13 protein-coding genes and 1 riboswitch are annotated in these 13218 nt (G+C 71.6%); of the genes, 2 read left to right on the forward strand and 11 right to left on the reverse strand.

What is annotated here, in order from left to right; genetic code table 11:
* Nucleotides 1–91: 91 nt before the first annotated feature.
* From eno to DC008_RS14050, 10 genes are all read right to left on the reverse strand, one after another.
* Nucleotides 92–1372, reverse strand: coding sequence for a phosphopyruvate hydratase (gene eno, locus DC008_RS14005; protein WP_107096845.1), 1281 nt, complete (start codon nt 1370–1372; stop codon nt 92–94).
* 223 nt (nt 1373–1595) lie between these two features.
* Nucleotides 1596–2273 carry a transglycosylase family protein gene (locus tag DC008_RS14010; RefSeq protein WP_108707270.1) on the reverse strand — a complete coding sequence of 226 codons (678 nt, stop codon included), beginning with the start codon at nt 2271–2273 and terminating at the stop codon, nt 1596–1598.
* A gap of 4 nt (nt 2274–2277) precedes the next feature.
* Nucleotides 2278–2470, reverse strand: a riboswitch (cyclic di-AMP (ydaO/yuaA leader).
* A gap of 209 nt (nt 2471–2679) precedes the next feature.
* Entirely contained in the window at nt 2680–3675 is a 996-nt protein-coding gene (locus tag DC008_RS14015) for a LysM peptidoglycan-binding domain-containing protein (protein WP_108707271.1), read from the reverse strand.
* A 143-nt stretch (nt 3676–3818) separates the two neighbouring features.
* Nucleotides 3819–5123: a cytochrome P450 family protein gene (locus DC008_RS14020; RefSeq protein ID WP_108707272.1), complete on the reverse strand. Its 1305-nt coding sequence runs from the start codon at nt 5121–5123 to the stop codon at nt 3819–3821.
* A 9-nt stretch (nt 5124–5132) separates the two neighbouring features.
* Entirely contained in the window at nt 5133–6128 is a 996-nt protein-coding gene (locus DC008_RS14025) for a nucleoside triphosphate pyrophosphohydrolase (RefSeq protein ID WP_108707273.1), read from the reverse strand.
* Between the two features lie 58 nt (nt 6129–6186).
* Nucleotides 6187–6825 carry a SurA N-terminal domain-containing protein gene (locus tag DC008_RS14030; RefSeq protein ID WP_108707274.1) on the reverse strand — a complete coding sequence of 213 codons (639 nt, stop codon included), beginning with the start codon at nt 6823–6825 and terminating at the stop codon, nt 6187–6189.
* A gap of 203 nt (nt 6826–7028) precedes the next feature.
* Nucleotides 7029–8522, reverse strand: a complete 1494-nt coding sequence (locus tag DC008_RS14035) for a serine/threonine-protein kinase (protein WP_267145702.1) — start codon at nt 8520–8522, stop codon at nt 7029–7031.
* Between the two features lie 38 nt (nt 8523–8560).
* Complete coding sequence (locus DC008_RS14040; RefSeq protein WP_108707276.1) at nt 8561–9193, reverse strand: hypothetical protein; 633 nt, start codon at nt 9191–9193, stop codon at nt 8561–8563.
* 194 nt (nt 9194–9387) lie between these two features.
* Nucleotides 9388–10131 (reverse strand): GNAT family N-acetyltransferase, encoded by a 744-nt coding sequence (locus tag DC008_RS14045; RefSeq protein ID WP_208645861.1) that lies wholly within the window; start codon nt 10129–10131, stop codon nt 9388–9390.
* Nucleotides 10132–10211: 80 nt separating this feature from the next.
* Entirely contained in the window at nt 10212–10982 is a 771-nt protein-coding gene (locus DC008_RS14050) for an HNH endonuclease family protein (RefSeq protein ID WP_108707278.1), read from the reverse strand.
* A gap of 193 nt (nt 10983–11175) precedes the next feature.
* Between DC008_RS14050 and DC008_RS14055 the strand changes: the two genes are divergently transcribed.
* Complete coding sequence (locus DC008_RS14055; RefSeq protein ID WP_108707279.1) at nt 11176–11361, forward strand: Rv0909 family putative TA system antitoxin; 186 nt, start codon at nt 11176–11178, stop codon at nt 11359–11361.
* A gap of 154 nt (nt 11362–11515) precedes the next feature.
* On the opposite strand, the gene DC008_RS14060 is transcribed toward DC008_RS14055, so the two are convergent.
* Nucleotides 11516–12376, reverse strand: a complete 861-nt coding sequence (locus DC008_RS14060) for an SCO6745 family protein (protein WP_108710686.1) — start codon at nt 12374–12376, stop codon at nt 11516–11518.
* Nucleotides 12377–12611: 235 nt separating this feature from the next.
* Between DC008_RS14060 and DC008_RS14065 the strand changes: the two genes are divergently transcribed.
* On the forward strand, nt 12612–13211 hold the full coding sequence (locus tag DC008_RS14065) for a TetR/AcrR family transcriptional regulator (protein ID WP_108707280.1): 600 nt from the start codon (nt 12612–12614) through the stop codon (nt 13209–13211).
* The last annotated feature ends 7 nt before the right edge of the window (nt 13212–13218 follow it).

Here is a 13218-nt window from a genome sequence, read left to right on the forward strand (position 1 = left end):
CCGCCTCCCGTCTCAACGCGCGTACGTCCCCGCACACGGTACGGGACCGAGTACGGGGACGTACGTACGACGCTTCCTACAGGCGCGTGCCTCAGCCCTTGAAGCGGGGGAACGCGCTGCGGCCGGCGTAGACGGCGGCGTCGTCGAGGATCTCCTCGATGCGCAGCAGCTGGTTGTACTTGGCGACGCGCTCGGAGCGGGCCGGGGCACCGGTCTTGATCTGGCCGCAGTTGGTGGCGACGGCCAGGTCGGCGATGGTGACGTCCTCGGTCTCGCCGGAGCGGTGGGACATCATGCACTTGAAGCCGTTGCGCTGGGCCAGCTCGACGGCGTCCAGGGTCTCGGTGAGCGAACCGATCTGGTTCACCTTCACCAGCAGGGCGTTGGCGGCGCCCTCCTCGATGCCGCGGGCGAGGCGCTCCGGGTTGGTGACGAACAGGTCGTCGCCGACGAGCTGGACCTTGTCGCCGAGCTTGTCGGTGATGGTCTTCCAGCCGTCCCAGTCGTCCTCGAACAGCGGGTCCTCGATGGAGACGAGCGGGTACGCGTCGACGAGCTCCGCGTAGTACTCGGTCATCTCGGCCGCCGAGCGCTCCTTGCCCTCGAAGGTGTAGACGCCGTCCTTGTAGAACTCGGAGGCGGCCACGTCGAGCGCCAGGGCGATCTGCTCGCCGGGGGTGTAGCCGGCTTCCTTGATCGCCTCGAGGATGAGGTCGAGGGCGTCGCGGTTGGAGCCGAGGTTCGGCGCGAAGCCGCCCTCGTCGCCGAGGCCGGTGGCCAGGCCCTTGTTCTTCAGGACCTTCTTGAGGGTGTGATAGACCTCGGCGCCCCAGCGCAGGGCCTCGGAGAAGGACTCCGCGCCGATCGGGGCGATCATGAACTCCTGGATGTCCACGTTGGAGTCGGCGTGCGAGCCGCCGTTCAGGATGTTCATCATCGGCACCGGGAGCAGGTGCGCGTTCGGGCCGCCCAGGTAGCGGAAGAGCGGCAGGTCGCTGGCCTCGGAGGCGGCGTGGGCGACGGCGAGCGAGACACCGAGGATGGCGTTGGCGCCGAGGGAGCCCTTGTTGTCGGTGGCGTCCAGGTCGAACATGGCCTGGTCGATCAGGCGCTGCTCGGTGGCGTCGTAGCCGACGAGCTCCGGGCCGATCTGCTCGATGACGGCGAGGACGGCCTTCTCGACGCCCTTGCCGAGGTAACGGTTGGTGTCACCGTCGCGCAGCTCGATGGCCTCGAAGGCGCCGGTGGAGGCGCCGGACGGGACGGCGGCACGACCGGTGCTGCCGTCGTCGAGGCCGACCTCGACCTCGACCGTGGGATTGCCTCGGGAGTCCAGGATTTCCCGGGCTACGACGACGTCGATGGACGGCACGAGCATCTCCTTCGTGGATGTGAAGCCTTTACGCAGCCCGCGTGGGTGCTGCGAGACGAGCCTAACCGGCTCCGGAGGTTCGGCCAGCGGTCGACCGCCCTGTGGACGGAACCGAGAGCGAATTGTTTCCGAACGGAACAAAAAGCGGGCGCGTACATCTACACAGAACCCCGCCCCGGCGCACACGGGGGAACACGCGCCGGGGCGGGGAGCCTGTGGGGGCTTACTTGAGGTGGAGCTGCTGACCCGGGTAGATCAGGTCGGCGTCCTGGACGATGTCCTTGTTCAGCTCGAAGAGCTTCTCCCAGCCGCCCTTGACGTCGTGGTCGGCGGCGATGGTGCTGAGGGTGTCGCCCTTGGCGACCTTGTACTCGCCGTCGCCCTTCTTGACCTTCTTGCCGGTCGGCGTGGTGACGGTCTTGGTGCTCTTCTCGGCGGCCGGACGGTCCGCGGAGCGGGAGGCCGGCTTCTCCTCGGTGGAGCGGGCGCTCTGCTCGCCACCGGTGGCGGCGGAACCGTTGTAGGCCGCGCTCGACAGGCCGGTGCCGCAGTGCGGCCAGGCACCCTTGCCCTGGCCCGCGAGGACCTTCTCGGCTATCGCGATCTGCTGGGCCTTGGTGGCCTTGTCGGCGGTGGAGGCGTACTGCGTGCCGCCGTAGGCCGCCCAGGTCGAGGCGGAGAACTGCAGGCCGCCGTAGTAGCCGTTGCCGGTGTTGATCGACCAGTTGCCGCCGGATTCGCACTGGGCGACGGCGTCCCACTCGGAGGCGGTGGCGGCCGAGGCGCTGCCGGCGGCCATCAGCGGGCCGGCGACGGCGGCGGCGCCGGTGACGCCGACGACGGCGATGGCGCGGGCCGCCTTGGACGGACGACGGTGCTTGCCCTTGCTGGAGAACAGCATGGAGAGATCCCCTCACCGACGCCTACGAGGTGAGCTGTCGGGTTCGGGCCGGTTGAGTTGCCCGGTCGCCCACCACTGGTGCGTGGTGCGCGACTTCACCCCAAGCCGGTTCCGGCCGTGAGCCCCCGGAGGGCCTCGACGTCCGGACCCGGCGCTTACCTTGGGTCCCCCGCTCCTGCCTACGGCGCATGACGCGACGACTGTTCCCGGACGGCCGCCGGCAGGATTCGGCGTGACGGCTGTCGGGGCTCGCACTGGAGGCGAGCGGTCACGACCGTAGACACGCCGCTCGGGGATTTTCAAAGACGATCAAGGCTTCTGAGATCTATCTCTCAGTCCATTCAAAACGGACATTCACCATGAAAGCGGGGCGTGAACTGCCGCTTCATTTGGCCCTGTTCGGCCCTTATTCGGTGGGGACGTCCAGCGTCTGACCGGGAGCGATGCTGTTGGCGTCGGTGCCGATGGCCGCCTTGTTCGCCTCGAACAGCGCGCGCCATCCGCCGTCGACGTCAAGGGAGTCGGCGATGGAGGCGAGCGTGTCGCCCGCGCGGACCCGGTAGGAGGCGTGGCGGCCGGAGGCGGCGGAGTCGCCGTCCGCGGCCTTGGTCTCCTCGGCGCTGGCGCCGCGGTGCCGTCCGGGACCGGCCGGTACGTCCTCGATCGCGGCGGTGTCGACGAGGCTCCAGGATCCGGCACTCTGCCCGGAGTTGTCCTGATTCGTGATCTCGGGGCTCTCCACCGGGGAACTGTCCGGAGAGGCGGTGGCCGTGAAACCGGACTTCTCAGCCTTCTCGGACTTTCCTGACTTCCCGGCCTCGGGCGAGGACGGTGCGGAGCTCTCCGGCGACGCGGACGACGAGCCGCTCGGGGTGTTCGACGCACCGTCGGAGGAGCCCGAACCGCCCGAAGAACCGGAAGACTCGGACGAGTCGGAAGAATCAGAGGAATCGAGCAAGCCGGACGACCCGGACACCTCGCTCGGGGAGTCCCCGGAGACACCGGTGTCGAGGTCGACGGCACCCGACTTCTTGCTGAGCCCGTTGAGCACCGCACAGGTGCCCCACGGGACGGTCCCGCGCTCGGCGAGGATCTTCTGCGCCACGGCGATCTGCTGCGAGCGGCTCGCCAGATCCGGGCTCGCGGCGTAGTCGAGACCGCCGAAGCCCTCCCAGTCCGCCTGGGTCAACTGGAGTCCGCCGTAGTGCCCGTTGCCCGTGTCCGCGCTCCAGGAGCCGCCGCTCTCGCATTCGGCGACCTTGTCCCACACGCTCCCGTCCGCCGCGCTCGCGCCCGAGGCGCCGAGGAGCGGGATGGCGATGGCGGAGCCGGTCACTCCGGCCGCGACGAGAAGAGCCGGAGCCTGACGGGGGCGACGGTGACGACCGTTCCCGGAGAGCATGCGGGGACCTTTCGCGAGACAGCGGTGACCAAGGGACGCGGAATCCGCGTGCCTTCGTTGATGGGTGAACGTATAGGCAGACGATCACTTGTCACAAGTTAATGCCGCGCAGATCACGTGAAGATCACAGAGATGAGCGCATGTCATGTTTGCGGAGCGGAACTCTTGACTCCGACCGGGGTGAACTCCACGGGCAGGGTGCGCAGCCCCCGCATGATGAGACCGCCCCGCCACCTCAACTCGGCGGGATCGGCGGCCAGTCGGAGGTCCGGGAGCCGGGTGAGAAGAGTGGCGAGGGCCGTCTGTCCCTCCAGCCGGGCCAGCGGGGCGCCGAGGCAGTAGTGGATGCCGTGGCCGTAGCCCAGGTGCTGGTTGTCCCGGCGGGAGAGGTCGAGGGTGTCCGGGTCGGCGAACCGCTCCGGGTCCCGGTCGGCGGCGGCCAGGACGACCAGGACCGGGTCACCGGCGGCGATGTGCTGCCCGCCGATGGTCAGCGGCTCGGTGGCGAACCGCCAGGTGGCCAGCTCCACCGGGCCGTCGTAGCGCAGGAGTTCCTCGACGCCGGTCTCCAGCAGGGCGGTGTCGCCGGCGGCCAGGGAGTCCTGGAGGCGGGCGCGCTGCGCGGGGTGGGTGAGCAGCGCGAAGGTGCCGTTCCCGATGAGGTTGACGGTGGTCTCGAAACCGGCGAACAGCAGGATGAAGGCCATGGCGGCGGCCTCGTTCTCGGTGAGGTGCTCGCCGTGGTCGGACGCCCGGATGAGACCGGAGATGAGGTCCTCGTCCGGGCCCGGGGTGTCGGGCAGCGCTTCGCGCTTGCGGTGGATGAGGTCGGCCAGATAGCCGCGCATCTTCTTCACGGACCGGGCGACGCCGCCCCGCGGGCCGCCCTGGTGCCGGATCATCATGCCCGCCCAGTCCCGGAAGTCGTCCTGGTCCTCGCGGGGGACGCCGAGCAGGTCGCAGATGGCGTAGATGGGCAGCGGGAAGGCGAACTCGTGGATGAGGTCGGCCTCCCCCTTCCCGGCGAACCCGTCGATGAGGTGGTCGGTCAGCTCCTGCACCCGGGGCGCGAACGCGGCGACACGGCGCGGTGTGAACGCCTTGCTGACCAGGCGCCGCAGCCGGGTGTGGTCCGGCGGGTCGATGTTCAGCAGATGCGTCATCAACTCGGCCTTGCGCTCACCGGGGATGCCGGTGCGGCCCTTGGCATGGGCCGGTTCGGCGTGGTGGGCCGGGTTCTTGGAGAGCCGGTTGTCGGCGAGCGTCTGCTTGGCGTCGGCGTACCGGGTGACCAGCCAGGCCTCCACCCCGCTGGGCAGCCGGGTCCGGTGCACGGGCGCGTGCTCCCGCAGCCAGGCGTACGCCGGATACGGATCGGTGGCGAACTCCCAGGTGAAGAGCTCGGGAGCGGCGGGAGCGGAGGCGGGGCATCGGGGCTGGTCGGTCACCCTTCGACGTTATCCGCCCTGCGGGCCCAGGGTCTTCACGCCCTCCGCGGCCCGGACCGCGTCCCGGTAGGCCCGGGCGGCGACGCGCAGGGCGGCCTCCGGGTCGACGCCGGCCTCCGCCGCGCGCACCGCCGTGGCGAGCAGGTCGTAGCCGACGCCCTCCCCGGCGGGCAGCGGGACGTCGAGTCCGGCCGTGTGGACACGGGACGCCAGCTTCGCCGCGAGGGCGAGGCCGGGCTGGCCGAGCGGGATGCCGTCGGTGACCGACTCCCGCCGCTTCTCCTCGGCCTTCGTGCGCAGCCAGTGCTCGCGGACCTCCTCGGGGGTCGTCGCGGTCGCGTCGCCGAAGACATGGGGGTGGCGGTGAATCAGCTTGGCGACGATGCCGCCGGCGACGTCGTCGATGGAGAACGGGGCGTCGGGGTGCTCCTCGGCGATCCGGGCGTGGAAGACGACCTGGAGCAGGACGTCGCCCAGTTCCTCGCGCAGCTCGTCGCGGTCGCCGTCCTCGATCGCCTCGACCAGTTCGTACGCCTCCTCGATGCCGTACTTGGCCAGGCCCTCGTGGGTCTGCCGGGAGGACCAGGGGCACTCGGCGCGGATGCGGTCCATGACCTGGACCAGGTCGAGGAGGCGGGCGCCGGGCAGGTCGTAGGAGGCGGGCAGCAGCTCCAGCTCGGGCATCCGCACCCTGCCGGTCCCGGCGAGGCGGGCCAGGCCGTCGGTGAGCGCGGGCTCGCCCTCGCCGGTGGCCACGACGACGGCGGTCCGGCCCCCGGAGCACGCCTCGACCAGCTGTTCGGCGGTCGGGACGGCCTCGTCGACGGTGATCCCGGCCTCGCGCAGATACGGCAGCTGCGGGTGCGCGCCGTCCGCGCACAGCACCCGGTCGGCCGTGCGCAGTGCCTGCCAGGCGGGCCAGGACAGCAGACCGGGCGCGACGCGGTGGCTGGTGGTGAGCAGGACGATACGGCCGGGGGCGGCTTCGGGACTGGTTGCGTTCACGCTCCGAACGTAACCCACGTCCCGGGTGCGGCTCTTCGGCCGTCCCCGGACCGGCCGGCTACGCGGGCTGCTGCGGCGCGGTGACCTCGCGCAGCCAGGGGGCCTTGGCGTCGGTGCGGGCGCTCTGGCGGGCGTCCCAGGTGCCGTAGCGGGGGTTGAGGTCGATGTCGAGCTTCTTGGAGGCCGCGGCCAGCGCGTCCCAGAAGGCGGGCTTGCCGGTGTCGGTGCCGAGCGCGGTGGCGAGCTTCTGGGCCTCCAGCTGGAGGCGGAGGTTGTCGTCGAGGCGCTGCGGCGGGACGCCGTACTGCTGGAGCCAGGACGTCTCGAGCGCCTTCGCGCCGCCGACCTGCTTCTCCAGGCCCTCCCGCATCTCCTGGACCTCCTTGCGGGTCACGCTCACGCCGTGGTCGAGGGCGGCCCGGTGCAGCACCCGGTCGAGGACCATGGTGTGCAGCACGTCGCGCGGGAGGGTGCCGGACTTGGCGATGACCTGGGCGTAGGCCGCCTCGTCGGGGACGGCGGCCCGCTGGGCGTCGCGTACCTCGCTCACCCGGTTCTCCAGCTGGGCGACGGTGATCCGCTGGTCTCCGACGACGGCGGCCGCGCCCGGATGCGCGTCGCTTCCGCACGCGGTGAGCAGGGGTGCCGCGGCGAGCACGGCGGAGAGCAGGAGCGCGGTACGACGGCGGCGGTGCAAGGAGACCTCCCGAGGGGCGCTTGTGCGTCGGTGCACAAAGTCTTGCGGTGATCGATGGTAGGCAGTGGGCAAGCTCTGGCCAACCCATTCGACCAACGATTCGCGTGCGCTTCGGGCACCCGTCACCCGGCGCGGCGCGATCTCCGCGGCCCCAAGGGCTGTCCCGTGATTCCCGGTGGACGCCGGGAATCACGGGACAGCCCTTAGCCTCGGACCTGGCCGAGCCATTGGAGGGTGCGGCGGACCTCTGCGGCGAGGGGGTGGGCGGGGCCGTGCAGGCGCTCGACGTCCATCAGGAGCCGGGCGAGGGTGTCGTGGGCGGCGGGGCGGTCGCCGAGGGCGAGCAGCAGATGCCCGATACGGCGGCGCACGTCGTGGGCGAGCACGGGGTCGCCGGAGACGTACTGGTTCTCGTAGTACGGCAGCAGCGAGCGGTACTCGGCGAGGGCGGCGGCCGGTTCGCCGAGCTGTTCGAGGCACTGGGCGACGTCGTAGCGGAAGCGCAGGGACTGCGGGTCGGCCTGTCCGGCCTCGGAGGCCCGCTCGTCGGCGAGGCGGCGCAGCTCGGGCAGGGCGCGCCGGTACTGGCCGTCGTCCATGAGCGTGGCCGCGTACTGCTTGCGCAGGGTGCGCACGACCGGCGAGTTGCCGCCGTGCTGTTCGGCCGCGACCGGCAGGATCGCGCCGAGGATGTCGACGGCCTGGGTGATCCGGCCCTCGCCGAGGAGGCGCTTGACCTCGTCGACGGCCCGTGCCACGTCGGCCTTCTCGTCGGCGGGCGGTGCCGGGGCGGCGGGCGCCGGCTGGGGCGCGGGGGTGCGGGCGCGGTCCGGCCAGGGGGCGTGCGGGCGCAGGAAGGGGCGGGTGGGGTCGAGGGGCTCCCCGCCGGGTATGCCGCGCGCGGGCAGCAGCGGCGCCAGGGACTCGTAGACCTCCTGGGCGGAGGCCGGGCGGTGCTGGGGGTCCTTGGCGAGCAGGCGCAGGACCAGTGCCTCCAGGGCCTCGGGGACCTCGGGGCGGGACTGGCGCACCGGCTTCGGCGGCTCGTACAGATGCCGGTGCAGCACGCCGAGCGCGGTCGAGCCGGAGAACGGCACGTCGCCGCTGAGCAGTTCGTGCATGAGGACGCCGAGCGCGTACAGGTCGGTGTACGGGCCGACGGCGCCGCCCATGGCCTGCTCGGGGGCCATGTAGGCGGGTGAGCCGATCGGGGAGCCGGTGTGGGTGAGGCGGGTGGTGTCGGTGTCCATGACGGAGGCGACGCCCAGGTCGAGGACGGTGACGGTGCCGTCCTGTTTCACCATCACGTTGCGCGGCTTGAGGTCGCGGTGGACGATCGGCACCGCGTGCACGGCGCTGAGCACGGCGCACAGCTGCGCGGCGACCGCGACCGCCCAGGGCCACGGGTACGCGTCCTGTTCGGCGAGGTGGGCGGAGAGGTCGACGCCGTCGACGTACTGCATGACGAGGAACAGCTCCTCGCCCTCGCTGCCCGCGTCGTGCACGGTGACCAGGCCGGGGTGGTCGACCTGCGCGGTCACCCGGCACTCGCGCACGAAGCGGCGGCGCAGCTCGTCCGCCTCCTGCCCGGCGACCTTGTCGGGGCGCAGCAGCTTCACCGCCACGCGCCGGTCGAGCCGCTGGTCGTAGGCCGTCCAGACCTGGCCCATACCGCCCTGCCCGATGAGGGTGGACAGCTCGTAGCGGCCGGAGACGACGTGTCCGGTCGTCGCGGTCACTGCCCGCCCTCACGGGTGTCGTCGGGCCGTCCGTCCTGGCGGCGCAGATAGTCGCTGAGCTCGTCGAGTTCGGCGCGCACCTGGTCGATACGGGCGGGCGCGGGGCGCTGCGGGGGCGGCGGCAAGGGAGTGTCGCGGGGAACGGGCGGCACCGGCGTGTGGGGCGTCGACGGCACCGGGGTGTGGGGCGTGGACGGCACGGTCGTCGCGGTGTACGGCGACGCGGGCCGCGGATAGCCGTACGCCGGGCCGACCGGCGGCCGCTGGACGTAGCCGCCGGTGAGGCGGGCCTGCTGGAAGTGGCGGATGTCCGCGGCGAGGTAGTAGGCGATTCCGGCCACGATGCCGCCGAGCACCAGGAGGAGGCCGAAGTAGCCGCCCCCGGTGTTGATCTCGTCTCCGGGCTCGGAGCCGATCAGGTAGAACCCGAAGTAGGGCACCACGATCGACGCCACGAACAGGCACCAGTCGAGCGCCCGGCGGGTCACGATGGCCAGGCGCAGCATCATCGCGAAGGTCAGCAGGCCGAAGCTGAACACGGTGACCGCGACGAACAGCACGCGCAGGAAGACCAGCGTCCCGTTGGACGGCGGCTGCTTCACCGGCTGTGTGTAGCCGTGGCCTTGCATGGCTGCTCCTGATGCCTGACGAGGTGGACGGACCCGACCGATCCTGCCCGATGGCGCAATCCCGGTCGTGTGAGGGTCGCTTCGAGCGTATAGGTCGACACCGAGGTCCGGTCACCGGTTGTACCGGATCGTTGTCGTGCTGATCACCTCGTACGACGGCGCAGGTGGCGGAGGCGGGGCTTCCGGGCGCCGGTTCAGAGCGCGTGGCGCATCCACACGTTGGGCTCGACGTACACCGCGAGGTCCCGCTCGGGCTCGCACCGCACCGGCACCAGCGCCCCCGGCACCTCCACGTCCCCCTCGGTGTCGAACGGCAGCCCGGTCCAGCCGCGCCACATCCCCAGCGACCCGACGACGGTCATCGATGCGGGCGCGACGCATTCCACGGTGGCCCCGGCGCGGGCGTGGACACGCATCCACGGGTCGTACGGCAGCCCGTCGGGGCGTACGCGGTGCGCGTACTCCTCGATGGGGGTGCGCGGTTCGAGGTGCTTGGCGCTGGGGCGGACCGGCGCGACGACCTCGGTGAAACCGTGCGCGCGGGCCTGGTCGCGCATTGCGCCGAGCATCCGGGCGGACAGCCCGCCGCCCTGGACCTGCGGGGCGACGACGACGGAGATGGCACTGACTGTGTCGGGACGGGTCCCGGACCGCAGATCGGAGAAGGCCCACGCCAGCACCTGGTCCCAACCACGCGCGGGCAGGGCACCACGCCCCTCGACGTCCAGCGCGAACGGCACGCTGAAGGCATGGGCGACGACCTCGCCCCCCTCGTCCTCGGCGAACAGCACGTACTCCGGGAACTCGGCGGGTATCCGCCCGTAGTGGCTGTTCCCCACGAGATCGTGCAGCACGATCTCCGGCCAGCTGTCCGCCATCCCCAGCACCGCCGCCACCCGCTCGGGCCGCTCGGCGAGACTCCACACCTTGGTCTCCATGCGGGTCACGGTAGGTCGGGCGGTGAGGGCGGCAAAGTCCTTTTCCGCGGGCCGTTTCAGGGGCTGATTCAGGGACCGTCTCAGCCGCCGCACTGGCGCAGCATCATCTCCTTGTCCGCCTTCGTCACCGGCGGTTCGTACTTGAGGGAGACCTGGGCGAAGCGGACCGCGTACGAGCACCGGATCGGCTTGCTCGGCGGCAGCCAGGAGGCGGGTCCCGAGTCGCCCTTGGAGCTGTTGGTGGGGCCGTCGACAGGGAGCAGGTTGAGCGGGTCGTTGGCGATGTCCTGCCGTTTGCCCTCCGGCCACCGGGAGGCGCCCATCTGCCAGTCGTAGGACAGCGGCATGACGTGGTCGATCTGCACACTGGTGGCCTTGGACTTGGTCCACTCGATGGTCCGGCCCGTGTACGGGTCGTCCAGCGTCATCGACATCACCACACAGTCGGAGCCGGAACGGAAGCGGACGCCCTGGCCGTCGCGCTTCAGGAGGTCGTTGCGCGTGTCGCAGCCGTTGCGGGAGAACGGGACTCCGCCGGGTGCCGAGTCCATCCACGCGTAGCCGAACGCTTCGCGTTCGTAGCCGGTTCTCGGGCCGCGGCCCTTTGTCGCGACCTTCTCGATGAGGGCGCGGGCCTCGGCCCGGTCGGCGTCCGAGGTGAGAGGCGCAAGGCCCGGCTTCGTGCCGTCCGGGTTGTCCAGCGGGCTCGTGGCGCGGCCCGATCCCGCGGCCGGGCCGGCGCCGGACGTGCCGTCCGGTGCGGGCAGCTCGACGTTCTCGCAGCCTCCCAGCAACAGTGCCGTACCGAGCACCGCCGCGGCGGTCGCCGCCCCACCCCTCAGACGCCTCACCGTGCGGTCCCTCCCCTGGCCTGCCCGGACGCCCCGGGGCCATGACTCTCTTCCCCGGATTTCCGGGCGTGCACACCGTAGCCGCCCGGCGCATCGGGGTATCCGGGAGGTCCAGACCAGAAACCGGCCAAGTGCGCATTGCACGCAAGTCGGGCGTATCGTCGATCGTGAGTCACTCGGGAAGGAGCTCTGGATGGGCATCTTCGACAGGTTCAAGAGCAACCGCCATGCGCAGGGCAAGGCCGGGGGCATGTCCGACGCCGCGGAGCGAAAGGTCAACGAGAAGACGGGCAACAAGTACGAGAGCCAGGTCGACGACGCTCAGCAGCGGATCGAGCGCCAGGCAGGCATGGACCGCGACAAGCCCGACCAGCCGTGAGGCCGTAGACCCACGCCCAGCCCGAGAGAGCCGTCCGCGGACCCAGTCGACTTCCGCGGACGGCTTCGCGTGAGCGGGAGCGCTAGCGGGGGCGGGAGCGAGGGCGAGGGTGAGGGCGGCTGACCGACCGTCAGGCCGCCCGTCCGACCATGGCTCAGACCTTGCCGATCCCCAGCGTGTTCTCAGACGGCAGCAGCCCCGAGGACAGCACCGCCACCCAGAAGTCGCCGAGCAGTTCCACGAGGCGGTCCACCTCCGTCACCGTGAGCGCCTGCCAGGGTGCGGCGGCGAGGCGATCCGTGTCCGCCTCAACCTTGCGGCGCAGCGCGCGGCCCGCGTCCGTGGCCACACCGTTCCCGTCGACCAGGCCCCGGGTCACAAGGCGTTCCCGCGCCGCCGCCCACTCCTCGGCGCTCCAGCCACGGCTCTCGAAGCGCTCCACGGACGCGGCCCCTGTCGCGGCGAAGGACACGAGCGACTCGACGGGGTCCAGGCCGGCCACCAGCAGGGCGGCTATATGGCCGTCGCCCCGATGCTCGCGCAGGATCGTCGCCGCGTGCCAGAGCTGGAGGTGCGGGGCCTCCGGCCACTCCAGGGCGGCGTTGGCCGCCGCGAGCGGACGGCCCGCGGTGTCCGCCGCCTCCGCCGCGCGCCGGACCAGGGCCGTAAGCTCGGCCGGCCCGGGACCGTCCACCCGGTCGCCGAACAGCCTGCGGTAGAGCCGGTCGATCCCGGTGACCCGAGCCCGCAGCACCGCCTCCGGGCCCGCCGTCTTCCACGCGGGCTCGATGTGTTCGGCGACCATGCGCGGGCTGAAGCTGTAGAACGCGGACGCGACGCTCTCCACGCCGACCGCTCCCAACGGGGCGGCCCGGAACGGGAAGTAGCTCGGCCAGCGCTCGTCGGTCGCGTATCCGAGCGCCGCCGCCTCCTCGAACACCTCGGGCGCGTAGTACATCACCGCGTGCAGCGGCTCCAGCAGATGCCAGAGCTGTCGCACCCGACCGGCGTCCATCCCGGCGCTCACCCCGCCGCCCTGCTCCACCGAGTCGCCCACCAGACCATCAGCCATGACGCGCCCCCATTCGACGTCCCGAGCGCCGAGCCACCCGGTCCCGTGACCTCACGGCCCATCCCGGCCCCCGCGCTCCTCAACTTGACACTGACAAGATTGCCCGACCAGCCCTGAACTTGTCAATGACTAGATACCGAGAACTTGTCACCGTCTAGATGCGGCGTACGCTGCTGTCATGCCGCAGCAGCCCGCTCGCCAGAGCCAGACCTCTCCCCGCCGCCCGTACCACCACGGCGATCTGCGCCGGGCCGTCCTCACCGCCGCGCTCGACGTCATCGCCTCCGACGGCCCGTCCGCGCTCAGCCTGCGCGACCTCGCCCGCCGTGCCGGTGTCTCGCACGCCGCGCCGGCGCATCACTTCAAGGACCGCACCGGACTGCTCACGGCGATCGCCGCCGAAGGGTTCGGGCTGCTGGCGGCGGCGCTGGCCGAGGCGGCCGACCTGCGGGACGCGGGCGTGCGCTACGTCCGCTTCGCCCGCGAACACCCCGCGCACTTCCAGGTGATGTTCACGCCGGGGCTGCTGCGCGCCGACGATCTGGAACTGGCCACGGCCCGCACCCTCGCCGGTGACGCCCTGCGGGGCGCCGTCTCCGGTGTGCGCCCGGAGGAGTTCGGCATCGACGCCCGGATGGCCGGGGTCGCCGCGTGGTCCCTGGCCCACGGCTTCGCCACACTGCTCCTCAGCCACAACCTGGACGGCCCGGTCGGCGACCAGGACCCGGAGGAGGCCTTCCGGGCCCTGGCGGCGACCCTCTTCCGTCACACCGACTGAGCCAGGC

This window comes from Streptomyces nigra (genome assembly GCF_003074055.1).
In the GTDB taxonomy this organism is placed as follows: domain Bacteria; phylum Actinomycetota; class Actinomycetes; order Streptomycetales; family Streptomycetaceae; genus Streptomyces; species Streptomyces nigra.

What these genes read in the sequence shown, in the direction of transcription:
- DC008_RS14010 (WP_108707270.1), bottom strand. Translation starts at nt 2,273, where the DNA reads ATGCTGTTCTCCAGCAAGGGCAAGCACCGTCGTCCGTCCAAGGCGGCC.
- DC008_RS14015 (WP_108707271.1), bottom strand. Translation starts at nt 3,675, where the DNA reads ATGCTCTCCGGGAACGGTCGTCACCGTCGCCCCCGTCAGGCTCCGGCT.
- DC008_RS14040 (WP_108707276.1), bottom strand. Translation starts at nt 9,193, where the DNA reads ATGCAAGGCCACGGCTACACACAGCCGGTGAAGCAGCCGCCGTCCAAC.
- DC008_RS14045 (WP_208645861.1), bottom strand. Translation starts at nt 10,131, where the DNA reads ATGGAGACCAAGGTGTGGAGTCTCGCCGAGCGGCCCGAGCGGGTGGCG.
- DC008_RS14055 (WP_108707279.1), top strand. Translation starts at nt 11,176, where the DNA reads ATGGGCATCTTCGACAGGTTCAAGAGCAACCGCCATGCGCAGGGCAAG.
- DC008_RS14060 (WP_108710686.1), bottom strand. Translation starts at nt 12,376, where the DNA reads ATGGACGCCGGTCGGGTGCGACAGCTCTGGCATCTGCTGGAGCCGCTG.
- DC008_RS14065 (WP_108707280.1), top strand. Translation starts at nt 12,612, where the DNA reads ATGCCGCAGCAGCCCGCTCGCCAGAGCCAGACCTCTCCCCGCCGCCCG.